This window comes from Psychrobacter sp. FME13, assembly GCF_014861395.1.
Taxonomy (GTDB): Bacteria; Pseudomonadota; Gammaproteobacteria; order Pseudomonadales; family Moraxellaceae; genus Psychrobacter.
In genome coordinates, this window is sequence record NZ_RRYV01000009.1 from 16,229 (window position 1) to 42,084 (window position 25,856).

General features: G+C 41.3%; 22 protein-coding genes. 8 read left to right on the top strand and 14 right to left on the bottom strand.

From position 1 onward, the window contains the following. Window positions 1-11: 11 nt before the first annotated feature. Window positions 12-797: a histidine phosphatase family protein gene (locus EI164_RS02475; protein ID WP_413038424.1), complete on the top strand. Its 786-nt coding sequence runs from the start codon at window positions 12-14 to the stop codon at window positions 795-797. Window positions 798-991: 194 nt separating this feature from the next. On the opposite strand, the gene rpsT is transcribed toward EI164_RS02475, so the two are convergent. Then, window positions 992-1,258, bottom strand: coding sequence for a 30S ribosomal protein S20 (gene rpsT / locus EI164_RS02480; protein WP_192518422.1), 267 nt, complete (start codon window positions 1,256-1,258; stop codon window positions 992-994). A gap of 539 nt (window positions 1,259-1,797) precedes the next feature. Between rpsT and EI164_RS02485 the strand changes: the two genes are divergently transcribed. The 5 genes from EI164_RS02485 to EI164_RS02505 all read left to right on the top strand — a co-directional run bounded on the left by EI164_RS02485 (window position 1,798) and on the right by EI164_RS02505 (window position 9,240). Beyond that, a complete protein-coding gene (locus tag EI164_RS02485) occupies window positions 1,798-2,499 on the top strand; it encodes an NAD-dependent epimerase/dehydratase family protein (RefSeq protein WP_192518423.1) in 702 nt (233 codons plus the stop codon). 78 nt (window positions 2,500-2,577) lie between these two features. Continuing rightward, window positions 2,578-3,111, top strand: a complete 534-nt coding sequence (gene rraA, locus EI164_RS02490) for a ribonuclease E activity regulator RraA (protein ID WP_192518446.1) — start codon at window positions 2,578-2,580, stop codon at window positions 3,109-3,111. A gap of 133 nt (window positions 3,112-3,244) precedes the next feature. Next, entirely contained in the window at window positions 3,245-6,892 is a 3,648-nt protein-coding gene (gene mfd, locus EI164_RS02495) for a transcription-repair coupling factor (RefSeq protein ID WP_192518424.1), read from the top strand. 123 nt (window positions 6,893-7,015) lie between these two features. Further along, window positions 7,016-7,447 (top strand): HIT domain-containing protein, encoded by a 432-nt coding sequence (locus tag EI164_RS02500; RefSeq protein ID WP_192518425.1) that lies wholly within the window; start codon window positions 7,016-7,018, stop codon window positions 7,445-7,447. 368 nt (window positions 7,448-7,815) lie between these two features. Continuing rightward, window positions 7,816-9,240 (top strand): adenylate/guanylate cyclase domain-containing protein, encoded by a 1,425-nt coding sequence (locus EI164_RS02505; RefSeq protein WP_192518426.1) that lies wholly within the window; start codon window positions 7,816-7,818, stop codon window positions 9,238-9,240. Between the two features lie 256 nt (window positions 9,241-9,496). On the opposite strand, the gene fdx is transcribed toward EI164_RS02505, so the two are convergent. The 8 genes from fdx to EI164_RS02545 form a co-directional block, all read right to left on the bottom strand. Then, window positions 9,497-9,835, bottom strand: coding sequence for an ISC system 2Fe-2S type ferredoxin (gene fdx / locus EI164_RS02510; RefSeq protein ID WP_192518427.1), 339 nt, complete (start codon window positions 9,833-9,835; stop codon window positions 9,497-9,499). A 79-nt stretch (window positions 9,836-9,914) separates the two neighbouring features. Further along, a complete protein-coding gene (gene hscA, locus EI164_RS02515; protein ID WP_192518428.1) occupies window positions 9,915-11,795 on the bottom strand; it encodes a Fe-S protein assembly chaperone HscA in 1,881 nt (626 codons plus the stop codon). Window positions 11,796-12,116: 321 nt separating this feature from the next. Next, window positions 12,117-12,698, bottom strand: coding sequence for a Fe-S protein assembly co-chaperone HscB (gene hscB, locus EI164_RS02520; RefSeq protein ID WP_192518429.1), 582 nt, complete (start codon window positions 12,696-12,698; stop codon window positions 12,117-12,119). 120 nt (window positions 12,699-12,818) lie between these two features. Then, window positions 12,819-13,139, bottom strand: coding sequence for an iron-sulfur cluster assembly protein IscA (gene iscA / locus EI164_RS02525; RefSeq protein ID WP_192518430.1), 321 nt, complete (start codon window positions 13,137-13,139; stop codon window positions 12,819-12,821). A 235-nt stretch (window positions 13,140-13,374) separates the two neighbouring features. Beyond that, the gene (iscU, locus tag EI164_RS02530) at window positions 13,375-13,785 is read right to left on the bottom strand and encodes a Fe-S cluster assembly scaffold IscU (protein ID WP_192518431.1); all 411 of its coding nucleotides are present in this window, start codon (window positions 13,783-13,785) and stop codon (window positions 13,375-13,377) included. 149 nt (window positions 13,786-13,934) lie between these two features. Next, window positions 13,935-15,161, bottom strand: a complete 1,227-nt coding sequence (locus EI164_RS02535) for an IscS subfamily cysteine desulfurase (RefSeq protein WP_192518432.1) — start codon at window positions 15,159-15,161, stop codon at window positions 13,935-13,937. Then, window positions 15,158-15,667: an Rrf2 family transcriptional regulator gene (locus tag EI164_RS02540; protein WP_192518433.1), complete on the bottom strand. Its 510-nt coding sequence runs from the start codon at window positions 15,665-15,667 to the stop codon at window positions 15,158-15,160. The genes EI164_RS02535 and EI164_RS02540 overlap by 4 nt, the downstream gene beginning before the upstream one ends. A 576-nt stretch (window positions 15,668-16,243) precedes the next feature. After that, window positions 16,244-16,888 carry a hypothetical protein gene (locus tag EI164_RS02545; RefSeq protein WP_192518434.1) on the bottom strand — a complete coding sequence of 215 codons (645 nt, stop codon included), beginning with the start codon at window positions 16,886-16,888 and terminating at the stop codon, window positions 16,244-16,246. A gap of 539 nt (window positions 16,889-17,427) precedes the next feature. Between EI164_RS02545 and EI164_RS02550 the strand changes: the two genes are divergently transcribed. Together EI164_RS02550 and EI164_RS02555 are read left to right on the top strand one after the other, a co-directional pair. Beyond that, entirely contained in the window at window positions 17,428-17,700 is a 273-nt protein-coding gene (locus EI164_RS02550; protein WP_045445077.1) for an HU family DNA-binding protein, read from the top strand. Between the two features lie 384 nt (window positions 17,701-18,084). After that, window positions 18,085-19,959: a SurA N-terminal domain-containing protein gene (locus EI164_RS02555; protein ID WP_192518435.1), complete on the top strand. Its 1,875-nt coding sequence runs from the start codon at window positions 18,085-18,087 to the stop codon at window positions 19,957-19,959. Between the two features lie 111 nt (window positions 19,960-20,070). Here the strand turns inward: EI164_RS02555 and purH are convergent, their stop codons facing one another. The 5 genes from purH to EI164_RS02580 all read right to left on the bottom strand — a co-directional run bounded on the left by purH (window position 20,071) and on the right by EI164_RS02580 (window position 25,845). After that, a complete protein-coding gene (gene purH / locus EI164_RS02560) occupies window positions 20,071-21,651 on the bottom strand; it encodes a bifunctional phosphoribosylaminoimidazolecarboxamide formyltransferase/IMP cyclohydrolase (protein ID WP_192518436.1) in 1,581 nt (526 codons plus the stop codon). 153 nt (window positions 21,652-21,804) lie between these two features. Further along, a complete protein-coding gene (locus tag EI164_RS17455) occupies window positions 21,805-22,170 on the bottom strand; it encodes a helix-turn-helix domain-containing protein (RefSeq protein WP_192518437.1) in 366 nt (121 codons plus the stop codon). 499 nt (window positions 22,171-22,669) lie between these two features. Further along, a complete protein-coding gene (locus EI164_RS02570; RefSeq protein WP_192518438.1) occupies window positions 22,670-23,797 on the bottom strand; it encodes a DUF3426 domain-containing protein in 1,128 nt (375 codons plus the stop codon). Between the two features lie 181 nt (window positions 23,798-23,978). Further along, window positions 23,979-24,905 (bottom strand): 50S ribosomal protein L11 methyltransferase, encoded by a 927-nt coding sequence (gene prmA / locus EI164_RS02575; protein ID WP_192518439.1) that lies wholly within the window; start codon window positions 24,903-24,905, stop codon window positions 23,979-23,981. A 133-nt stretch (window positions 24,906-25,038) separates the two neighbouring features. Next, entirely contained in the window at window positions 25,039-25,845 is an 807-nt protein-coding gene (locus EI164_RS02580; protein ID WP_192518440.1) for a tetratricopeptide repeat protein, read from the bottom strand. Window positions 25,846-25,856: the final 11 nt, after the last annotated feature.

Consider the following 25,856-nt stretch of genomic DNA (forward strand, 5'->3'; position numbering starts at 1 on the left):
CTGAAAAGCTTATGAGTCACACTCGTAATGCGCCAGCGCCTTCGCACCTGCCTGACAGTATGATTCCCTCAGTCAGCTTATTGCCTGATAACAAGCGTTTGATTCTCTTTACTAGACACTCTCTACGTGAGCGTTCGGATGGTAATGGTTTTGCCAGTTATCAGTTACCACTGACGCCGAAAGGTCGTGTATTAGCAAAATCTTGGGGACGTTGGTTAGGAGGGAATCTACCATACTCACTCGATGTCGATAGTATCTCAAGCCCGATTGGTCGCTGCGTTGATACTGCTGCGTTGATGCAAGAAGGGGCTGGTTTAAAACGTGACATTTCGCACCAGTCATTATTGGTAGAGCCTGGTAGTTTAGTTACAGAGCCTGACATTGCCAACCCCATATTTAAAGAAGTGGGTGTGCTGAACTTTATTAATCGATTCTTAAAAGGCAATCTAGAAGGTACTAAAAATGCTTATCAAGGTGGTCTTGATATTTTGTCACTGTTTTATCAGAATCAACCACAGCACGGGCATTTAATGCTTGCGGTCAGTCATGATACCTTACTGTCTGCATTTTTAGCGGTGATGTTCGATGTCATTGAAATTGATTGGAATGATTGGCCAAAGATGATGGAAGGGGTGTTCTTATGGTTTGATGACAAACCTTTTGAGCAAGCAAGTGCCCATTTTGTTTGGCGCGGTGTGCTCTATACTCGTCCAATTCACACTCTATTAGAAGGCTACTGTGCAGCAGGACATCACCCAAGCAAATTGCTATTACCACCAGAAGCAAAATGGGAGTAATTTCTCTTTATAACACCAATTCCAAACAGTACGATTAGCGGCTTCGCACTTGTTTTCCTTACAACCGTTTTCCCTACAACTCTAATGTTGTGAATGGTATCAGTTTTTAGACACGCATAAAAAAACCTCATCACTAGGATAAGGTCTTTTTTATTACGCTATTACAGCGTAATAGGGTCTAAACGTGACAAATCTTAAGCTTGTAAGCTTTTGATTGTTTTGTTTAGGCGGCTCTTACGACGAGCAGCTTTATTCTTATGAATAATACCTTTGTCAGCCATACGATCAAGAACTGGTACCGCTTTTTTGTAAGCTTCGGTAGCCGCATCATAATCTTTAGCTGTGATAGCCGCATCAACACGTTTTAAGTAAGTACGAACCATAGAGCGTTGTGACGCAGAGTTCTGACGACGTTTGGTGTTTTGACGGGCGCGTTTACGAGCTTGTGCAGTATTAGCCACGCGTATCTCCTTGATAAAGACAGATAAAATATGAATGTTGGGTGTAAAAAAGTTTAACAATCACCGGTGACGAGCAGCCTCTCGTCAAACATGATATCGATGTCTAATATTAAAGTATCTAATATTAATAGTGCATCGCAATCGCCATAACTGTTTGGAATAATTAAACAGCGTTGACGTGTAAAGCCGGTTATCTTATCAAATTATTGCGCTTAGAACAATAAGTTTGATGATTAATAGTAAAAGAAGTTATGCTAGCATATGGATTATCGGTTTCTCTAGTGGCTATTAGGGTTCTGTAGCACATTTAGGCCTAAAAATATTAAGGTGGACTCGTAATTCCCGGCGGTTGATAACAACTTTTACAATATATTTTATAGAATACCGTCAGTTATGTATTAATTTAGGTATGATACTAAGGCAAGTCCTCACTCTGAGTATTACTTTTAAAATGGGGGCACCGCTTAAAGTGATGGACTTATAAAATACAAGATTTATCATCACTATAAAATTTTTAACACTATATAAATGGATAGGGTATGCAGCGAAAAGCAATTGTAATTGGTGCAACAGGGCTGGTAGGGCAGTATCTGGTTAAGCAACTTAGTGAGCTTTATGACACGTTAATTGTGATTGCAAGGCGTCCACCACGCTATATCAATGCCCGTATGCGTTTTTATCAGGTAAACGATTTTGACAACTTAACTGAAATATTTGCAAGCGTTGGTGCCGATCGTAAGACTGATGCGTTTAGTTGTCTTGGTACTACCAAAAAAGAGGCTGGTAGTGATGAAGCTTTTAGAAAAGTTGACCATGATTATAATGTGAGATTTGCTCAATTGTGCCAAGATAAAGGGGTTGAAAACTTCTTTTTATTGTCCTCCATGAATGCTGATATTCGCAGTCGTTTTTTATACAATCGAGTCAAAGCTGAGACTGAACAGTCTATTATATCATTGGGTTTTACACAGCTCGTAATTTTCCGTCCTTCATTGCTGCTCGGTAAGCATAAAGGTCGGCCACTTGAAAGTATTGGTCAAAAGGCTTTCAGGCTAATATCACCTTTTGTTTCAGAATCATTGTCACTACATCCTATTTCCGCTAAACGTGTTGCTAGTGCAATAGTAATGAGCGCGCATGATATCTACGAACGTAGTAAGTATCGTACTGGCCCTACGATCAAAACGACTGATATTATCGAAAATAAACAGATGCTTGCGATGACTAGCGTTAATAAATAGCCTAAGTAAAAAATGAAGTAAATATTTAAAAGTAGCACTGAATTACAAATAACAAGGAGTGTAACCATGCCAAACATGATGCCAGAATCACAAACAGTGAATAAAAGTAATTTTGTGACATGTGATTTATTAGACGCCAACCCTAAGTCGCAGGTCTGCTTGCCAAATATTGAAGGCAAGTCATTTTATAGTTTTGGTGGCAAGGACAAATTTTGCGGTGAAATTGTGACTGTTAAATGCTTTGAAGATAACAGTCGCGTGAAATCATTGTTAAATAGTGATGGCAGAGATAAAGATGGCAATGGCAAAATATTGGTCGTCGATGGTGGAGGTTCGATGCGCTGTGCACTGTTAGGTGACATGATTGCGCAGGCGGCAATCGATAACGGCTGGGCAGGTGTCATTGTATATGGCTGTGTGCGCGATGTGGATGATATGGCGGATATGGCTATTGGGATAAAAGCACTCGGTTGTATCCCGCGTAAATCGAACCGTCGTGACGAAGGGCAGACTGATATTGAAATTAGCTTTGGCGATTTAACCTTAACTTCAGGCATGTTTGTTTATGCAGACAATAACGGCATCATCGCTAGCGATAGGCCGTTAATTTAGAAAAAATATCTTTTATCATGAGTCTTAATGATGCGTAAAATGTGAAGTGACAAACCGTTACGGCATAAGTTTTGGTAATTGCGCAAATATTCGTATAATAGCTATCTGACTCTTAAATTTGATCCTATCCTTTATGCCTATCACTGCTTTGACTGACGCGTTTGACCCGATTAACCAGCAGCTATTTCCTATCCAAAATGCCCAGCGCCGTTGGTTAGCGCCTGTGCATGGAGCCGTCAGTAGTTTATGGCTGGCAAGTTTGATGCAGGCATCGATAGGGGATGTTGCTGACCGACTAAAAGTCGTGGTGACGCGAGACCAAAATCAGCTCAATCAGATAGAGACTGAGTTGGCATTTTGCGGGGTAGATGCTTATGTGTTTCCTGATTGGGAGACACTGACTTATGATGAGTTGTCACCACATCAAGACATTGTTAGTGAGCGCATCAACCTATTAACCGATATGCCAACATCAGGTGTATTGCTGATATCAGTACAAGCGTTGATGCATCGAGTGGCGCCACCTAGCTGGTTGATTGGTCAACATTTTGATTTGAGTGTGGGAGATCAGTTTGATATCAGTACCCAGCGCGGATTATTGGCAAAGGCAGGCTACCGAGCTGTTGATAATGTCTTTGAACCAGGTGAGTTTGCTGTGCGCGGTAGTATCATTGATATCTTTGCCATGGGTCAGCCGTTTCCGTTGCGTCTTGATTTATTCGATGATGAGATTGAGACGATTCGATTTTTTAACCCGCAGACTCAGCGTACATTAACCGTCGATGACCTCAAGTCAATGATGAGTGGTAATGATAGTAATATTGGTAAAGAGTCACTATCACTACTACATAAATTGCCAGACATCTCAAAACCCCTTCAGCAATTCCAAATATTACCCGCAAAAGAGTTCCCGCTCGATGAAGGGCGTGAGACTTTTCGTACCAATTTTGCCGCGATGTTCCCTAATAGCAGTAGTCGTAAGTTTGAACTACACAAAGATGTGATGGCAGGTATTGCTAGTAGTGGACTTGAATACTATCAACCATTGTTTTTTGACATAAAAGAGTGGGAAGCTGAAAGCAGCTTATTCTCTTATTTACCAAACGATGCCTTGTTTATCACCGATGAGTTGATAACTGAAAAACAAGCAGATTATTGGTCACAAATTCAGCGCCGCTATGAAGAGCGTCGCCATGATATTGATAAGCCAATCGTTGCTCCTGAGTTACTATACTTGTTATCCAATACCCTTAATGAGCAGCTTAATCACTACCCCCGTGTCATTTTAAGTGCTCGTGACGAGGTTGCGACGAATAAACAACAAGGTGTGGTCACCCTAACCGCCCAAGAACCGCCGCAGCTAGCAGTGAATCATCAAAAAGCTGAGCCGCTTACTGAGCTGTTAGGTTTCTTAGAGAGACAAGCACAAACGGCAACGCCAGTATTGATTGTTGCCGAAACAGCTGGTCGTCGTGAGATTCTAACTGAGCTGTTCAAAGGTAAAATCGATATTAAAGCCTATGATAGCTTTGAAGCTTTTCTAGTAGCAGACAAAACGAGTGGTGCTGGTCATAAAAAGTTACCACAGGTTGGTCTAACCGTTGCGCCTATTGAACGTGGGGTTTATGTCCCTGAGCGCCTAGTACTGATTAGTGAAACGCAACTATTTGGTCGTCAGGTACTGCAAACCCGGCGCCGTCGTCAAAGCGGCGTGTCAGAAGAATTTTTAGTAAAGAGTGTTACCGAAATAACAGCAGGCAGTCCTGTTGTTCATATTGAACACGGCGTTGGGCGTTATAATGGCTTGATTACGTTAGATGTGGGTGATGGCGATCAAGAGTTTATCCATCTTAAATATGACGATGATGCCAGCATTTATGTGCCAGTGGCTAACTTGCAAATGATTAGCCGTTATAGCGGCGGCGATCCAGCACTTGCACCGCTGCATAAGATTGGTAGTGGTAAATGGGACAAAGCTAAGCAAAAAGCATTGGAGCAAATTCATGATGTCGCAGCTGAATTGCTTAATATGCAAGCAAGGCGCGAAGCCAAAGTGGGTATTCATTTTAAAATAGATGCTTCACAATATGATCTATTTGCCAGTCAGTTTGCGTTTGAAGAAACACCTGACCAAGCAAATGCTATCCATGCAGTGATCGAAGACATGAGACAAAATCAGCCGATGGATCGTCTTATCTGCGGCGATGTTGGTTTCGGTAAAACAGAAGTTGCTATGCGCGCCGCTTTTATTGCGGTGAGTGCAGGCTATCAAGTGGCTGTATTGGTGCCGACTACATTGCTGGCAGGTCAACATGAAGACAATTTCCGTGATCGCTTTGCGGACTGGCCAATACGTATCGAAACACTATCACGATTTGGTGGCAAAAAGCATCAAGATACGGTTTTAGCGGATTTAGCAGAGGGTAAAGTTGATATCGTTATTGGTACCCATAAGTTATTGCAACCTGATGTAAAATTTTCTAATTTAGGTCTCATGATTGTCGATGAAGAACATCGCTTTGGTGTGCGTCATAAAGAGCGTATTAAGGCCATTCAGACCGATGTCGATAGCTTGTCTATGACGGCAACTCCTATCCCTAGAACGCTTAATATGGCGTTGTCAGGCATGCGTGATATGTCGATTATCGCAACACCACCAGCACGCCGTCTGGCGATTAAAACCTTTGTCATGCAAAAGACAGAAGCCTTGATGAAAGAAGCTATCTTGCGTGAGTTGTTGCGCGGTGGACAGGTTTATCTATTACATAATGATGTAGCGAGCATTGAGCGCATGGCAGAGACCATTCGTGAGTTGGTTCCTGAAGCACGAGTAGGTGTTGCACATGGACAGATGCAAGAGCGTCAACTTGAACAAGTGATGCAGCAGTTCTATCACAAAAAATTTAATGTGCTGGTATGCTCGACCATTATCGAAACGGGTATTGATGTGCCCAACTCTAATACTATTATTATTGAGCGTGCTGATAAATTTGGTCTGGCTCAGTTGCATCAGCTACGTGGCCGTGTTGGTCGTAGTCATCACCAGGCTTATTGTTATTTACTTGTGCCTTCTATTAAAGGTCTAAAAGGCGATGCTAAACGCCGATTACATGCGATTGAACGTGCCAACACATTGGGCGCAGGGTTTATGCTGGCAAGTGAGGATTTAGAGATTCGCGGGGCAGGTGAGATACTCGGTAAGCAGCAAAGTGGAAATATGCAAGTGATTGGCTTTAGCTTATATATGGATATGCTAGAGCGTGCGACAAAGGCGATAAAAGCAGGCAAAGAGCCTGATTTGAGTACGCCATTATCACTCACCAGTGAGATTAATCTACACAGCTCTGCACTGATACCAGAAGAATACTTACATGATGTGCATCAACGTTTGTTATTTTATAAACGCATCAGTAATGCCGATGATAAAGAGGCGCTGACGGATATTCGGACTGAAATGATTGACCGTTTTGGTATGCTACCAGATCAAACCAAGCAACTGTTCGCCATTCATGGCCTGCGTTTACAAGCAGAACCACTGAAAATTAATAAAATTGATGCGAATAGCAATAGCATGACACTAGAGTTTGCGCCTGATACGCCCGTTGATGCCTTAGCTATCATTAAATTAATTCAGACAGATGGTCAGCGTTATCGAATGAACGGTGCGTCTGGCATTCGTTATCAACATGCCGATAAACTCGAAACACCACAACAGCGTGTGACAGTGATTCAAGAATTATTACGCTATTTTAGCGAGCATATGGTGGCAGAGCCTGTCTAGTTATGTATATGCGTAACAGTATGCGAGTGATGGCGCTATTTTATCGGATAGATAACTGATAAAATAGAAAGATTAAATCTTTCTACGCTTTTATTTAAGCTTCATAACAAGAGAACCGTTATTATGTTCCAACTTCATCATAAACTTGCTGCTGACAGTTTTTTAGTAGGTGATTTTCCATTATCAACTTGTCGTCTGATCAATGATTGTCAGTTTCCTTGGTTGATATTGGTCCCCCGTGTATCAGGTATCAAAGAATTGTATGAACTAACTGAAGCAGACCAAGCGCAATTTTTACGTGAGTCGAGCTGGTTGTCAAGCCAACTTGCCAAGACCTTTCAAGCAGATAAGATGAATGTGGCAGCATTGGGTAATCAAGTGCCGCAGCTACATTTTCATCATATCGTTCGCTATCAAAATGATATGCAATGGCCCAATCCTGTATGGGGTGTTCCCGCTGTTCCTTATACTAAAGAAGTATTGGCGCAGATGCAGCAGACTCTAATGATGGCACTACGTGGCCACCACCAAATGCCGTTTGATTGGCAAATGTAGTTCAGTTATTTCTTAAATGAGGGTCTTTCTAATTACACAGACCCTTTTAGTCCGTCACTGAATATTTATTATCATTTAAGTATAAAAAAGCTAGATATTTATTATCTGGCTTTTCTATTGTCAGTATAGATAATGAATATTATAATTTTATTAATATGACTTTTAAGGCAAGATGAGTGACAAGTGGTAGGCTTTTAGCCATCAATGACATAGTTTTTATCATATTTGAAAAGTATAATAATACGTTGACTAAGTGTTTTTACATCCAAATAACTATAAAGGTGAGTCCTGCATTTCCATTATCTCTCGATTATCCTCATGCCTTCTCGGCTTTCTGATCGTCTGTTCTTCTTAAGCGAATATTTAATATGCCTTTTCTAGATACGCCAACACCGAATCGTCCATTAAAAAATAAAGTGGCCTATCGATTTGACTATCCAGAAGTCTTCGTTTTGATAATGACTGTTGTGTTTCTTGCTTGGCATTTTGATTTCAGAGCCACGGCAATGGCATTGGTTGTTGTTGTTGTTGTCCTGCCTAGTTTACTGATTTTGATTTACAACTACCGTCGCCAAGCCAGCTTTTGGACGTCTAATATTGTTATTATTTTATTGTCTTCAGTTATTGGGTCGATACAGTTTTGTGCAGTAATATCTATTAGCTTAATTGCACTAATAATCTTACGTATTATTCTCAGTGGCCGTGAAAACCGATTTAAGCTGATAATTATAGCGATAGCTGCCATCATCATTTTTTATTATGTCAGCGTGACATTGAATGGTACAGGTGTAGACTGTAAAGAAGGCTGGCTGTCGCCTTTGGTCTTATTGGCGAGTATGGTTGTTATTCTATGGCAGTTCAGGCATATTTATCAAGGATATATTGATTATGAAGTACGTGCTAATCAGGCAACTGGACGATCGACTACGATGGTTTCAGTCATTAATAAGCTAACACGTTTTATTCCACCGCAGATTTGGGAGCCGATTGTACAGTCTGATGTTCCCGTGGCTGTCTCTAATAAACGTGCTAAGCTGACTATTATGTTCTCAGATATCGTTGGTTTTACGGAATTGTCTGACAGTCTGAGTTCTGATAATTTGGCTGATATTTTAAATACTTATATGCATTGTATGACTATGATTGCCAATAAGCATGGAGCAGTGCTTGATAAGTTCATTGGTGATGGTATGGTATGCTTTTTTGGTGAGCCTAATAGCCAAGGTGCGCGGCAAGATGCCTTGGACTGTATTGCCATGGCGATAGACATGCGTCGTGAAATGCGAACGTTAAGACAGAAGTGGCGTCTGATGGGTTTTGAGGGTTTGTATATACGTATGGGTATTACCACAGGGTATTGCCATGTGGGTAATTTTGGTAGTAACAACCGACTTAGTTACACATTGATTGGTAAGGAAGCCAATTTGGCAGCAAGATTAGAGTCGAGTGCTGGGAAAGATGAGATATTGATCAGCGAAAGTACGTACGATTATATTTGTCATAATTATGAGTGTCAGCATGCAGGTGCATTTCAGCTAAAAGGATTTGATAGTAAAGTACATGCATGGCGAGTGTTTGATCCTGATATTAATAAAGTTCATCTGTCAAAATGGGTTGATTACACACTACCTGGATTTAACTTACATTTAAATTTCAAAGACATGGATTATAACGATTATCAAGATATTAGAGCACGGTTAAACTTTGCATTGGAGCGTGTCGAACAAGAGAAAGAAAAAGCGGTCACTGATAGTATCGCAGAGAGTCAACGCAGTGACAGTAATCGTAATTAGATTTCTAGAAATAGTAGCCAAAGCCAAAAACATTATTTAAGTAGCTGATACGTAAGTAATACCATTCACAAAAATTAGAGTAGCAAGGAAAAAGAGTGCAAGTACTACACATTGTAGGCTAAGCGATTTTGACACAGATAATCGTATTCTTGTGAATGGTATAAGTAGTCTTTCAAACGAAGTACAAAAAAGCCAACTACCATTATGATAGTTGGCTTTTTAATCTGATAATAAAGAAATGCTTACTAATTCATGCCTAATGGTTTTCTTTAGCGTGGTTTAGCGTATATTTAGGTACTTCGATGGTTAAGTCTTCATCATCGAGTATCACCTGACAAGATAAGCGTGAATCAGGCTCTAATCCCCAAGCACGATCTAACAAATCCGCTTCGATATCATCCATCTCTTCTAGACTATTAAAGCCTTTACGTACGACCACATGACAGGTTGTGCAGGCTTTTGACATCTCACAGGCATGTTCAATTTTAATGCCTTTTTCTACCAATGCTTTGCACAGGTTGCTCCCTGCCTCTAGCTCGACTTCGGCGCCGTCAGGGCAAATTTCGTGATGGGGTAGTACAGTAATTTTTGGCATAAATCGTCTTTCCGAGGCTAATCAATTTAAAGAAATAAAAAGTGTAATAGGCGTGTTTGGTATCATTGAGCGCATCTGGCTACCAATCTTGGGCACTAGTACCAGCCATGCTGGTTTTAACGCTTTGATTCATGATACGGGATGCAAAATTATCACTATGGGGCTTAAGTTGTACTTGTTGAGCTTCAATAACAGCTAGATCATCAGTGCCTAGCGCTGTTTTTAACATTTGTATTTGCTCAGATAATACGTTTTGTTCTTCAGGAGATAGTAATGCTGCAAACTCGTGAAGTGCAGACTCTAGCGCAAGTACTTCGCGTTCAGCTTCTACTTTGGTCTCAATTAAAGAGCGTGCATTTTTATCTTCTTCGGCATACTTAAAGCCAGCAATCAATAACTGCTCTTTCTGTTCGTCTGATAAACCATAAGAAGGTACAATCTCAATTTTACTTTCTGTTTTGGTTGTCGTTTCTTGTGCACTGACAGTTAGCTGACCATTTGCATCAATACTAAAAGTGACTTCAATACGAGCAAATCCAGCTTTCATTGTTGGAATACCATACAGCTCAAATCGGCCAAGTGAGCGGCAATTATCTACGGTTTCGCGCTCGCCCTGTACTATATGAATCACCATACCTGTCTGACCATCTTGATACGTGGTAAATACTTGACGTTTTTTAACAGGAATAGGGGTATTGCGGGGTATCAGTACTTCCACTAGGCCACCCATGGTTTCAAGACCAAGCGAGAGAGGTGTCACGTCTAACAACAGTAGGTTGTTGTCACCATCGCCATTAACCAATTGGTGTGCAGTTTGTGCGGCGCCTAGGGCGACTACTTCATCTGGATTAAGACGGCATAAGGGCTGTTTGGCAAAAAAATCAGTCACGACTTGCTGAATAGCGGGCATACGAGTAGAGCCGCCAACTAAGATAACTTCATCCAAATCAGTATTAGAGAGTTTGGCATCACGCAGTACTTGCTCGCAAACGCTTAACGTACGGCGGCTAACAGGCTCTATAATAGTCAGTAAATCTACACGGCTCAATACACCTTGATAAGACTGATTATTGACTGTGATGTCGATATCGACTTGTTCACTATCCGTCAGTGCCTGTTTATAAGCTTTGGCTTGTTGCGCCAATATTGACTTATCATGAAGACTTACCTTTTTAGGGTCGATATTCAATTGCTTAATAAGCCAGTTGGTTATGAGACGATCGATATCATCACCGCCTAATGCACTGTTACCACCAGTGGCCAATACTTCAAAGACACCATCTGTCAATTTTAAGATAGAAACATCAAACGTACCGCCACCCAAATCGTAAATTAAATAATAGCTTTCTTTTTCGCTTGCTTCTGCAGATTGATCAAGACCATAAGCAACGGCAGCAGCGGTGGGTTCGTTTAATAAACGTAAAACTTTGATGCCAGCTGCTTGAGCTGCATCTTTAGTCGCTTGACGTTGGGCTTCATCAAAGTAAGCAGGTACGGTAATAACAGCACCTTCGATACTATCTGCAGGCAATGCACTCGCTGCACGTTGTTCAAGAGTGGCTAATATATGGGCTGATACTTCCACAGGAGATACTTCGCCTTGAGCAGTCACAAATGTAGGCATATCATCCGTGCTGCCACTTAACTCATAAGGATGAGAAAATTTGATGTCAGCTTGGCTACGACCCATAAAGCGTTTAGCCGAGACGATTGTATTTTTTGGATCATCTGCTAAATGGGCTAGGGCATCATAGCCAACTAATGGCTTACCTGTGCTTGGATAGTAGACAACAGATGGTAATAATGTATCTGTCGCTACGCCTGCCTCTAAAACTTGTGCCTTACCTGAACGTACCACAGCGACCAATGATCGTGTGGTACCAAGATCGATACCTATACCAAAACGATGCTGGTGAGGTTGGGCGCTTTGATTGGGTTCAGCAATTTGCAATAAAGACATAAAATAACTCAGAGATAAAATGAATAAGTGAAATGGAGTCAGTGCAGCGTATGTATGCACTAGGGTAGTCCAATGACTATAATCAACGCATGTGTAACTTGGTACGGTTTCAATCTCATTTATTGTACAGCCATATCCTCTGTGTTTGGTTGTTTTGTATCAACCTTACATTGCTTCGACTATAGTTAGTCTACTCTGCAAATAGAAAAGAGTAACGGCTCACAGTTCTGAGATAAGAGATTGCTACTGCTATTTTAGCCAAATATTTAGAAATCGGTATTCGACTCTAGTTTATGGATAAGAGGCGCAACTTGCAGATAGCTAAACATATAAGTCATCATCGTCTTGATGCTCTGCTGTTGCTACTTCATCAAGAGCAGTAGTGACATCAGCATCTAGCTTTACTAAGAACTTTAGTTTTTGTGTTGCATCAATCGCCGTATTCCAGCTTTGTGTCTGGTAAGCGTCATTAAATCGTTGCGACTGGTTAGCTAAGCGCTCTGTAATTTGCGGATGTAACTGCTGTAAAGTTAGACGATTTTTATCTTCGGTGGCTTCATCTAAGTCCATACGCATTTCCATAGCGTCTTCTAAGAAGTCTAAGTCTGCGATTGAATGTTCTAGATTTTGAGCTTGATTTGCTATGTCTAATAGATAACTCGCACGACTATCAGGTGAGCTTAGTGTTTGATAAGCTTGATTGATCAGTGCTGAATATTTTTCAGACTTTAGCTGTGCTTGGATAATATTTGTCTGATTTTTGGCGACATTATCAGGGTGATAACGTTTTTGTAGCAGGCGTAAATGTTGATCGAGACTGTCTTGATTAACTTCAAACTGTACTGGCTGCTCAAATAAGGCAAAGAAGTTATCAAACTGTGTTTCTGGTGTAATGTCTGTCATATCATACGCCTTGCTTTTTTATTTGTTTAAAAAGGTCTGTTTGGCTGATGTTTTATAACTGAGTTTACGATGTAAACTGTTTGCCGTTATTTGGGCATCAATATTGGAAGATATAAACCATTAGACCGTGAACGATTCACCACAACCACATTCGCCTTTTTGGTTAGGGTTACTGAATTTAAAGCCTTCGTTAAGACCTTCTTTTTCGTAGTCCATCAGCAAACCATCTAAATATACTAAGCTTTTAGGATCAATAAAGATGCTAACACCACGGCTTTCATAGCGTGTGTCATTTTCGTCAGGTGTGTCTACAAATTCTAAGACATAAGCCAACCCAGAGCATCCTGCTGTACGAATACCCACTCGAATGCCTTCGCCTTTACCGCGATTGTCCAAAAAGTCTCGAACATGCTGAGCGGCGCGTTCTGTCATTTCTATCATGCCAACTCCCATTGACTATTAATCATAAATATCAAAATATGTGTACACTGGCAATCAAAATCATGAGTTTGCCAAAGTAATATGCTAGCGACTATCAAGAAATTCAAGTAGAAAATAAAAGGTGACAATTACATAAGTGTCATTGTCACCTCTTTAGCGTCAGTAGCTGTTTTTAACGTATTACTGCTACCGTACGTGGCCAATCTAGCACCACATACAGACTAGTAGGTTCAGCTTAGATAGTAGCTTCTTCGGTTACTACTGCTGCGCCATGCTTACCTTGATAGTCGCTAATAGCGGCTTTAATAGCATCTTCTGCAAGTACAGAACAATGTACTTTTACTGGTGGTAGTGCCAATTCTTCAGCAATGTGACTATTCTTGATTTCACCAGCTTGATCCAGGCTTTTGCCTTTGAGCCACTCGGTAACAAGTGAGCTTGAAGCAATGGCTGAACCGCAGCCGTAAGTTTTGAAGCGAGCATCTTCAATGATACCGTTATCATCGACTTGAATTTGTAAGCGCATTACATCACCACAGGCTGGGGCACCAACCATACCAGTACCAACGTTTTTAGCGTTTTTGTCAAGGTTGCCAACGTTGCGTGGATTTTCGTAATGATCAATAACTTGGTCGCTATAGGCCATGGGGTTTTCTCCTAGTTAGATAATGAGCAGTGCTAATTGCTTTAAGGTGCTCCACTCATTGGTAATTGGGGTCAAACACTTAATTTTAATTGTCTGATCAATCGTTTAATGGTTATTATTAGATAACCATATCGTTGTTTGCGGTGGCTTTAGTGTTCAGCCCATTCCACTGAATTTAAATCAACACCTTCTTGGTACATATCCCAAAGTGGTGATAAGGCACGTAATTTATCAACGGCTTCGTGCATCTGTTTGATAACAGTATCGATGTCTTCATCAGTCGTATAACGGCCAAAGCTAAAGCGAATAGAGCTATGTGCCAATTCGTCTGGACGACCAATAGCACGTAGTACATATGATGGCTCAAGCGTCGCTGATGTACAGGCTGATCCTGAAGATACAGCGAGGTCTTTAAGTGACATCATGAGCGACTCACCTTCAACAAAGTTGAAGCTGATATTTACAATATTAGGTACGCTATTTTCAAGATCACCATTCAAGTAAATCTCTTCGATGTCTTGTAGGCCATCCCAAAGTCGTTGACGTAATTCAGCTGCGTGTGCATGGTCTTCTTCATAGCGCTCATTGGCTAAAGCAAATGCTGCTCCTAAACCAACGATCTGATGCGTTGGCAAAGTACCTGAACGCATACCACGCTCATGACCACCACCATGTTGCTCTGCTTTCAAACGAATACGTGGCTTGCGACGAACAAATAATGCGCCAATACCTTTAGGGCCGTATGCTTTATGGCCTGAAAAGCTCATTAAATCCACTTTCATCTCTTCAAGATTAACAGATATTTTGCCTACAGATTGTGCGCCATCGACATGGAATACGACACCAGCTTCACGAGTGATTTCACCAATTGCGGCAACATCAGTAATTGTACCAAGCTCGTTGTTTACCATCATCAACGACACTAGAATGGTATCATCGCGTAATGCTGCTTTCACTTGCTCTGGCAAAATAAGACCAGTGCTTGGCTGTGGCTCAAGATAAGTAATCTCAAAACCTTCTTGCTCAAGCTCACGGCAAGTATCTAGTACTGCTTTATGTTCAATTTTGCTGGTGATGATGTGCTTACCACGAGACTGATAAAAGTGTGCAGCGCCTTTAATAGCTAGGTTGTCAGATTCAGTTGCACCTGAAGTAAAAACGATTTCGCGTGGATCGGCATGGATAACTTCAGCCACTTGCTGACGCGCCGTTTCTACTGCTTCTTCTGCTTGCCAGCCATAGCCATGCGAGCGTGAGGCCGGGTTGCCAAAGACACCATCTACAGTCAAATACTCGCTCATTTTGGCAGCAACTGACTTAGCAACTGGTGTAGTGGCGGCATAATCTAAGTATATAAGGTTGTTATGTTGGCTCATGCTGGGTTTGCCTCGCTGTTCGATAGAGTAATAGTATTTATATCTTTTATGGAAATCTCTTTAGTAGAGCTATGCTGGCGTTCTGAGACCGACTGCACATTTTCCATGTCTAATAATTGTGCTAATGTTATATTATTCAAGTACTGTTCGATATGATTGGACAGTGCACACCACAAATCATGGGTTAGGCACATTGTACCACCTTGACAATCACCGCGTCCTTCACACTGCATCGCATTAACTGACTCATCGACGGCTGATATGATGCTCATGACATCTATTTCATGTAATGGCTTGGCTAAATAGTAACCACCTGCGGCACCACGAATACTGGTAACAAGTCCACGTTTGCGAAGTTTGGAGAATAGTTGTTCAAGGTAAGAGATAGAAATCGATTGCCGTTGAGCGATATCAGATAAAGATACTGCGTTTTCTTGTTGGCTCGTTTGTAATGCCAAATCTAGTAACGCAGTAACGGCATATCTGCCTCGAGTAGTCAAACGCATGTGTTATCTCCAAACTTTTACATTATTTTTATTTAACAACGATCTTAGCGGAATGATATTTGTCATAACTTATATCAATGTATAAGTTGCTGATATAAATTCTGAATAGCTAAGTTGTGTCTTATCGCTATTAAACAACAGATGGTTAACCCGATGTGTGCAACGATTAAGGTAATTATACTTAATCCTGAGTAAATTAGTCAAGATTAAAATGTGGTTGAATGGTTAATCAATCTTATTACTATGATTGATAAAAACAATGGTGATTGATAAAAACAATGGTCGGAGAGGAGGGTGGAAATCAGGTTGTGCGTAGTAAAGGTCAACCCATTTAAATGACCATTGGCTGAATCAAAGGTAGGTTGAACATTGTTATCAATGTTAAATAAAGGAGGCACCCATACAACCATGTGATACTGGCATACATCTTCCTTGCTATGACTGCGGAAACAAAGCCTACGCAAAATGCACCCAGTGTTGCTGTATTTTTTTTATAGTGAGTCAAATATATGATGACTGAATATGCACCATGTTTCACTCATAAAAAAGCCATAGCTTCGGGTTAAGTGAGCTAAATCAGCTAATCAATAATGCAGTGATTGCGATAATCATGATAATAAGTGCAGCGATGGTTACGATAATAAGTGTTTTTTGCTTGCTTTGTAATTCTTTGGTCGTGGTTTCAAGCTCGCGATTTTTCATGGTTAGGGTATTGATTTGGGTTTGCTGTTCTTTAATACGTAATTTGTAGTTTTCTTTTTTTTCTTCGGTTTCAGCTTCGGTAGGTTTAGACTTGTCTTTGCCGCCTTTAAATTTTTTAACCAAGCCTTGAATCAAGCTAGCAACTCCGAGCTGCATAATAAACTGTTTGACCAGCTGTACTTGCACGGATTCGCCGCGCATTTGTAACTTTTCAGTCGTTTCACTGTCGTGTGTCGTGATGGCATTGATAACTTGGATGCTATAAGCATTGATGATGACATCAGGCTCACTGCGTCCCACTGGTAACTGGGCATCCAATAAAACGCCTTTGGTACTGAAAGTAGCAAAAACTTCAACATGAGGTAGATATAAGCGTAGGGCGACGACAGTACCTTGCTTAGCAAGGGGATAAGCGGCTTTACGTAGTTCAGGATCTAAACGTAACAATAATGTCAACGCCGACTCGGTGAACATCAGAACGATATTAGAAAAAGAGTGAGACAACGTAGAACGCTTCATGTAGATAATCCGTTTTTGTATGTATTACATTAAAAATTAGAAATAAACAAGCGTCACAACACATCTGAAATATATCGTTCGACTATCAGTATGCAGTGATATTTTGCCTATAGTAACGTCTTTATAATAAAAAGTAACGCTAGTTTCTGTCAGTGCTTAAGTTATTACTTTACAATTTACAAGTCAACAAAGACACTGGTATTTATGACTGATAATGTATTAGTATTAGCTGCCAAGTCTTTGACACGAAAGGACGACATATAGTCAGTTATTTCAAAAACAATCAAGTCTCTCTAATATTAAGCATTGATAGAGCAATTGCAGATACTTTGCGTAACATTGAGTGTCAAATACGTAGTACAGTAGACAAAAATATGTAAAATCGCTTGCGCTCCTTATGCTGCCTTGATATAAAGACGATAACAAAGCGAGACCTGTTAGTACATTAATCAGGCGGTTTTTATTGCTTAAATGCTATGAGAGCGTTAAAATGCTTGGCGTGAGCGTTTATTATCCCCCTTAAACTTGAAGGAAATTTTATGAATAAGTCAGAATTAATCGATAGCATCGCAGACAAAAGTGGTCTAAATAAAACCCAAGCTGGTGATGCATTGAATGCTGTTATGGAAAGTGTTGGTGAAGCGCTAGAAGCTGGCGATAGCATCTCATTAGTTGGTTTTGGTACTTTTAGCGTAAAAGACCGTAAAGCCCGCACTGGCCGTAACCCTAAGACTGGTGAAGAGCTTAGCATTCCAGCAAGCAAAGTACCAAGCTTTAAAGCTGGCAAAAACTTAAAAGAGCGCTTGAACTAAGCCGTTTTATTATAAGCAGACATTGTGTGATGACGTAATATACGACAAAGCAAAGTCTGTAAATAATGAAATAATAGATGATGTATCGTATCGCTTTAAGCTATAATGTACATTATCAAAAAGCACCTAAATATTAGGTGCTTTTTTTATTGCGACAGTTTGTAGCATGCAGCGTGAATATTTTGAGTCTACACCAAAAATCACGTATCATAGGGCGCGCGCGATAGATACGTTGTTTAAATAAGATGGCTTTGATTCGCCTTATTCTTTTATATCAAATGCACGCGTGCTTACTCTTACCATTGCCAGTTTAAATAGCATTGATTTTCATATTAATATTACAATGGTTTTTCATCAATATAGGTTAATAAAGCAGAGATAACTATGGATAAGTTGCGCGATTTTTTAAAAACCTGGCCAGGTCGCATTTTATTGATTTTATGCCTATCGCCGCTCGCTCTATTGGGTATCGAAAGCTATTTGGGAGCAGGAGTCGATCCCAACCAAGTTGCTCAGGTAGGTGATGCCAGCGTGGGACTGACTCAATATCAGTCTGCTGTCAATAGCCGTCGTACTGAGGTATTAGAACAAGTTGATGATGCCAGCTTATTAAATGAAGATGTGCTGCATGAGCAAGTATTAAAAGGTTTGATTGACCGTACGCTACTAGAGCAGCAAGCCGGCAAGTTGGGTATGACCGTCTCTGATGACACAATTAACCGTTTGTTACGTCAAGAAGAGGTTTTTCAGGATGCTGATGGTAACTTTTCTAACGATCAATTTGCCAGTTTTTTGCGTCAGCGCAATATGACGAAAAATCAACTGTTTGCTGAGTTTCGTAATCAGCTCAGTCTGGACCAGCTCAATGCCAGTATCGTTAGTACCGCAGTGTATCCCATGCAAGCGGTCAGTCAGTTGATAGACCTGCAGCTTGAGTCGCGCAATATTTGGTTGTACCGTTTTAATTGGCAAGATTATACGGATCAGGTTAACGTAAGTGCGGGTGATATCCAAACTTATTATGATGCCAATAAAGAGACACTCAAAAGTGCGGCAATGGTAGATTTGGCTTATCTGCAACTCAGCCCTCAAACTATTCAGGTAACTGACATTACGACAGAAGATTTGCAGCAGCAATATGAGGCTTATAAGCAAGAGCAAGCAATCGTTGATGAGCGTCAAATCAGTCAAATTCTATTAACCGGTGATGATGCTAAAGCAAGAGCAGATCAGGTTAAAGCTCGTCTAGATAATGGAGAGTCTTTTGTCGCCTTAGCAAAATCAGAGTCAGATGATCCATCAGGAGAAACAGGTGGTGCTATCGGTCTCTTTAACCCTTCGGTATTTGGTAATGACGCGGTAGCCGTTGAAGATGCCCTAAAAGGACTGAGTGTTGGCGATGTGACAACCCCTGTTAAGACCAGTTTTGGTTATCAGATATTTACGGTTACTGAAGACAATGGCAGCGCTATACCGACACTAGAAAGCATGCGTGATGAGTTAACAGCTCGAGCGACAGAGTATAAGCGTCAAGAGATGTATGCAGACAAAATGACAGCGATTAATGACATGGCAGCAGATGGCTTTAGTATCGAAGATATCGCTGAGCAAGAGAATGTCACATTGAAAAGCATCAAAGATTATCGTAAAGAGAATAATAGCTCAGCATTGCCTCAACCAGCAGTGATTAAGCAAGCCTTTGATGAATTTACCCTTCAGGATCAGGCTGTGACTGCCGGTATTGAAGTAGGTGCTGGAACAGTATGGGTGCAACCAAGTAACTATCGTCCTACTAAGACGCTGACTTTAGAAGCTGCCACGCCAAGAGTGACTCAGATACTACATCAGCAAAAAGCCACAGCATTGGCACTAAAAGAAGCCAAAGCACTGGCCACTGGTATTAAGATTCCAGCTGATATTAGTCAGCAACCAGTTGCACTTCAGTCATTAGGTACAGTAAATCGTCAAACACCACTATTGACAGAAAAAGAGCGCGGATTGGCGTTTAGTCAGCAAGCTGCTAACAATGGTGTCGTTGCTATCGCTAGTGAGACTGAAATAGGTGCTACTCTGCTAGTCGGTGATCGTATTAAAACAGAACCGCAGTCTCAATTGACTGATGACCAACGTGCGCAAACGGCGACTATTATCCGTGATAATTTGGGTCAAGATCAACTGCAAGATTATCTGGATTATCTACGTTTGGTATATAAAGTTGAGATCAATGATGCCAATGTAGCGAATGCGCAAGGGCGTTAAGTTAAGTATTGATAAGTACAAAAAAAGCCACTGTAGATATATCTACAGTGGCTTTTTTATGCTCGTACTATCCACGTCAGTCTTATTGCGTATGACGTGGACTCTGGTTTCTTAATGGCGGAAATGGCGCATACCAGTGAAGACCATCGCGATGCCATGCTCATTTGCTGCAGCAATGGTTTCGTCATCACGCATAGAGCCACCTGGCTGGATGATAGCAGAGATGCCTACTGCAGCAGCGTTATCGATACCATCACGGAATGGGAAGAAAGCGTCTGATGCCATAACAGCGCCTTCAGTCGCTAATCCAGCATGCTCTGCTTTGATAGCAGCGATACGAGCTGAGTTAACGCGGCTCATCTGACCTGCGCCCACACCGATAGTGCGCTGTCCTTTAGCATAGACAATGGCGTTAGATTTAACGTATTTGGCCACATTCCAGCTGAACAATAGATCTGCAATTTGTGCTTCGGTTGGTTGTACGTCTGTGACGATTTTTAAATCGTTAGCCGTAATTAAACCAAGATCTTGTTCTTGGACTAGTAAGCCGCCGTTGACGCGCTTATAGTCAAGTTGAGGGTCACGTTGATTTGGTGCTGGTAGCTCACCGCATACCAATACACGTACGTTTTTCTTAGCAGCCGTTGCTTCGAGCACACCATCTTCGATACTAGGCGCAATAATCACTTCTACAAATTGATTGTCGATAATGGCTTTTGCTGCTGCAAGTGTTAATGGGCGGTTGAAGGCGATAATACCACCAAATGAAGACTCAGGATCGGTGCTAAATGCAGTGTTATAGGCAACTACTTGGTCATTGTCAACCGCGACACCACAAGGGTTGGCGTGTTTTACGATGACACAAGCTGGAGTGCTGAAAGCTTTAACGCATTCAAGAGCTGCATCAGTGTCAGCGATATTGTTATAAGAGAGTGCTTTACCTTGTAGCTGCTTAGCAGTCGCTATAGAGGCCTGTTGGCTCTTTAGAGGTTGATTTTCGATGTAGAAAGCAGCGTTTTGATGTGGGTTTTCGCCGTAGCGTAAGTCTTGTGCTTTCTCAAGCTGCACATTGAATGTACGCGAGAAATTTTCTGGTTCTTGGTTTTCGTTCACACGGCTACCTAAGAAGTTGGCAATCATACCATCGTATTGGGCTGTATGTTCGAAAGCTTTAACTGCTAAGTCATAGCGTAGAGCAGAGGACAGTTTGGTGCTATCGCCTAAAGCAGTCAGGATACGATCGTAATCTGTTGGATCAGTGACGATACCCACGTGGGCGTGGTTTTTTGCAGCCGAACGTACCATAGTAGGGCCGCCAATATCGATATTTTCGATAGCGTCATTCATAGTCACATCAGCACGAGCAATGGTTTCAGCAAATGGGTATAAATTTACTACCACCAAATTAATGCGCTCAATGGCGTATTCGCTCATGACAGCATCGTCTGTACCGCGGCGCCCTAAGATACCACCATGGATTTTAGGGTGTAGCGTTTTTACACGACCATCCATCATTTCAGGGAAACCAGTATAGTCTGAGACTTCGGTGACAGCGACGTTGTTTTCTGTGAGCAGTCGATAAGTCCCGCCAGTAGACAGTAAGCCAAAACCTGCTTTGATAAGGCCTTGAGCAAATTCAACAATATTAGTTTTATCGGAGACCGATAATAGAGCAAGTGGGGTAGTACTCATAAAAAAACTTCCATAAAAAAAGCCTGACACAAACGTCTGGCAAGGTGATCAAGACAATTACTGTAGACAGTATCAGGATAGATAATGTCACGAATATTAAATTGCCGTGCATAATGATAGTTATTAAAGGTAAGTGCGCTCATAGAGCAGGGGCTACATTAAGTCATAAGTTTTGAGTTTTTTGCGTAAAGTACCGCGGTTGAGACCTAGGATTTGCGCACATTTGGTTTGATTTCCACGAGTTTTTTCAAGGACAACGGATAACAGTGGCTCTTCTACTTGTTTTAAGATTAGATCGTATAAGTCGGTGGGTATCTCATCGCCTAGCATCGTAAAATACTGCCGTACCACGCGTTCAACATGCACCCGTAGTGGCTCGTGCGCATGGTTCGCATAGCCATCTTCTGAGCTGCTAAAACGGTGCTGAGAATAATGAGGGTGGTTTTCTTTATTATAGTCGGCAGGATGCTCAGAGCTTGTAGCAAAATGAGGCGCATAATGCTGTGCATGAGGTGCCATAAGATAATGTCCTTGGGATTGGTGAGAATCAAACCATAAGATATTGAGGTATTATATCAAATTAATATCATTTGGCACTGATAGATTGACAGTTAGTTTTGCAGTATAGTCATGCCACTATAAAAATATTATGGCGTTACCCAATAGTCAGTCCTAAATAAAAAAGATACAAATGTAACCATGCGATACAGGCATATATTTTCCTTGCTTGCTGTGCCTGCGCAGACAGAGGCTACGCAAAATGCACCCAGTATCGCTGTGTTTATTTTATAGTGGATCGACTGTACTTAGACATACAATCTACAGTTGGCTGTCTGTATTACTTTTGAATTGCCTTGACTATAGAGTTTGTCCTTATTGCAAAAATGGAAAAAACTGTCATCAAACGAGAAAGATAGCGTAGGTAATGTAATATCGAGATATCGATCAACTATTTGACGATGTTTGGCAGCATTCAGTTCAGTTAGATGATGACTATCGTTTGAACCAAAAAGACGCCCTAATATACATGGCTTACGCTAATGTCACGAATTTTTGCATTAGAAACAGGCACAGTGAAAAGTATATTGCGGCTACTCTCTGCAGCCAATTGGCTTTGTTTGCTTAATAAATAGTCACCTGGATCAGCGATAAACTCACCAATCAGGTCATTTTCACCATATACACTGACTTTAACACTCGGATATAGCTGTGTATTTGCGCTTTGATTATTTAATGTAGCGCTAATATCGCTGAATTTTCTAGACCTTTTTATTTGACTCGATTTATGAGTGGCATTAGTAATTTTCCAAGCATTTATGTCAGCATTCGGCAAACTGCAAGCAGCTGCTGAACATATTGCTTGTAGCCTTTCAGCATAAGTGGGGTTTTTTACTAAGGTTTCTAAGTTGAAAATGACATACTGTGCAAAAAGTAGCAGTGCCAATACCAAGCATCCAAGTATCCATAATAACGATGCTGCCGAACGTTTTTTCGGCGTTGGTATGAAGCTTTCCTGTGTTTTTCTTCTACGCTCGTTAAGAGCTTTATCTTCGTCTTTGAGAGGCACACCCATATCTAGCAATAATCGAGACAGGTCTGTATCATCCTGTGGCATGTCTTCATGTTTGTTTTGGTCTTTGAGCAGTTTTTCGAGCCATAAGTCGTCGTTCTTTTCATCAACATTGGCATGAATATCATTTGATGCTGCTGAACTGGTACTTTGATTGATAGTTTCAGATGCGCTCTTTGAGGATTCATTAGCCGAAGGGGTGGATGCATTATTTATTTGATCTAGCCATGCGTCCATACTCTCTAAAGAATCGTACTCTAAAGGGGTTTCTTCTGGCTCATAAGCATCCATGTCGTCATAGATTAATATATCAGAAGACGGTTTCTTTGGACGTTGTTTATTGAGTGAAGATTTAGAATCGTTTGAGCCATTTTTATTATTAATATCAGTTTTCACAGTGTCTGCTTGATTAGGTGCTGTGGTGGTATCAGATGTCACAACAAGATTTTTGTTTACCAAAAAACTCTGTTGGCATTGATTGCAGCTTACAATGGCGTTTTCTTTATTTAACTGGGTTGATTGTATTTTAAAGCAAGCTTTGCAATGAGGGCACTGAGTTTTTATGGGCGTGGTCATAGGGTCGAATCCAAAAAAGTATGGTTATCAATACCGATTCGCCACTCAATAAAGGTCGCCTATGACGCCAAGAGAGTTGTTGAAAAGCTCTTAAAGGCTGCGAGTCATAGGCAAAAATAGAGTGGCGTCAAACACATAATATCTGACTACCCTCTATCGTAACAGATGTAATTAAATGTTGCTAGCCTGTAAATGTACCAGATAAACGTTGCCAATGTTGGTCTTCTTGTGATGTAAAAGCATGCTTTGCATCAAGCGCAAAGTAAGCTTGGTAAGCAGCAGTCACTTCATCTGTTTGTGACTCGATCAGTCCTGCCAAAACAATACGGCCTTTCTGTGCAATTAAAGTAGCAAAGTAAGGTGCTAAGCCAATGAGGGGTTTTGCTAAGATATTGGCTACAATGATGTCGACTGGAATAATGTCGTTTTGTGAGCAATAATCGGTAAACTCTTCTGGCAAAAAAGCTTGCAAACGATCGTCGACATGATTGCGTGCTGCATTTTGGTTGGTCGCCAAGACCGCTTGTGGGTCGATATCAACCGCATAAACTTTACGTGCACCTAACAGTAAAGCAGCGATACCCAAAATACCTGAACCACAACCATAATCAATAACCACTTTATCTTTAATCTCTTGCTCTGTTAACCAGTCTAAACATAATCGGGTAGTAGCATGATAGCCAGTACCAAAGGCCAGCCCTGGATCCATAATAATATTGGTCGCGTCAGGATGGGGCGGTGTTATCCAGTTGGGCACAATCCATAGATCATTGGCACATTCTATTGGATGATAGTTGTTCATCCATTCACGTTCCCAGTCTTTGTCATCGACAGCACTTAACCAAATACGAGTGGCTTGTACTTGTGCTGCGATTTCATGGCTTAATTTCTCGACAGCTTGGCGACTGCCAGCATCGGTCGTGGCATCAAACAGTCCTGTAAGTATGACCTCATCCCATAATGGAGACTCACCTGGTAATGGCTCAAATAAAGGTTGGTCACCTGCGTCATCTAAGGCGATGGATAGTGCACCTGCTTCTAGTAGCAATGCCTCAGCCAAATCGACGTTTGCTTTTTCACATTGTAAATGTAGTTGTTGCCATGCCATAACGATAACCTTAAGCTAAATTGAAAATAAATATATATTTTGGATGAATTCTGAATATAGAAAATACAGAAAGCGAATAGGTTGTAAACTTGAAACCTATTCACTCAGATATGCTGCTAGATCTACTATGTTATTAGCGCAAGGCTTGTTTCGCCTCACTGATCACACGTGAATTGCCTTGTGTTTGTCCTGATTGCAAGATGATTTGCCATAGTGCGCGTCTGCGGTTGGCATCTTGAGAGACACTAAGGCCACGGCGTGCCATAGCCTCTGCCTTACGGGGTTGGTTTTTTTTCAATGCGACTTGTGCCAAATAGAAATACACAGCCGATGATTTGGGTGCTAGGCGCTGTGCACGGGTAAAGCTGTTTTCAGCATTGGTTAGCTGATTTGCTTTAAGCTGACTGATCCCTGTCTGCATTAAACTCCGAAACGCTGGTAGGTTACTATTATTAGAGGTAGTTTGTTGCGCTCGTTGCTGCGAGTTATTTCTAGCACGTTCCAACATTTCGCTGTGTGACGGTAGAGACGGCTCAGGGACGACGTACTCCTCACCAGAAGGAATAATAATAACGGTGTCAGGTTGTTGAGTTGGTATAGGCTCGGATGGGACAAAGACTGGAGGCTCTTGCGTCAACGGGTTTGTCTGAGTCGTTTGTTCAGATGAGATGCTCGGTTCAATGACATATTGGTCATCGTCATCCGCTTCAGTGACAGTTGTTGGTGTCACAGTTGCCGCAGGTGTCTCGGGTATCTGTGATGATGGCGCTGTCTGAATCGGTGTGGTATTCATCGTCGTGGGTGCGGTCTGACAAGCGCTGAGGCTCAACATGCTGATAAGCGTACCAGTTATCAATACTGTATTGGTTGGGATGGTGTTTTTGGGAAAACCAATAACAGCTTGCTTAACTGACATAGTTTGTTTGGAAATTGACAACATGTTGAGACCTT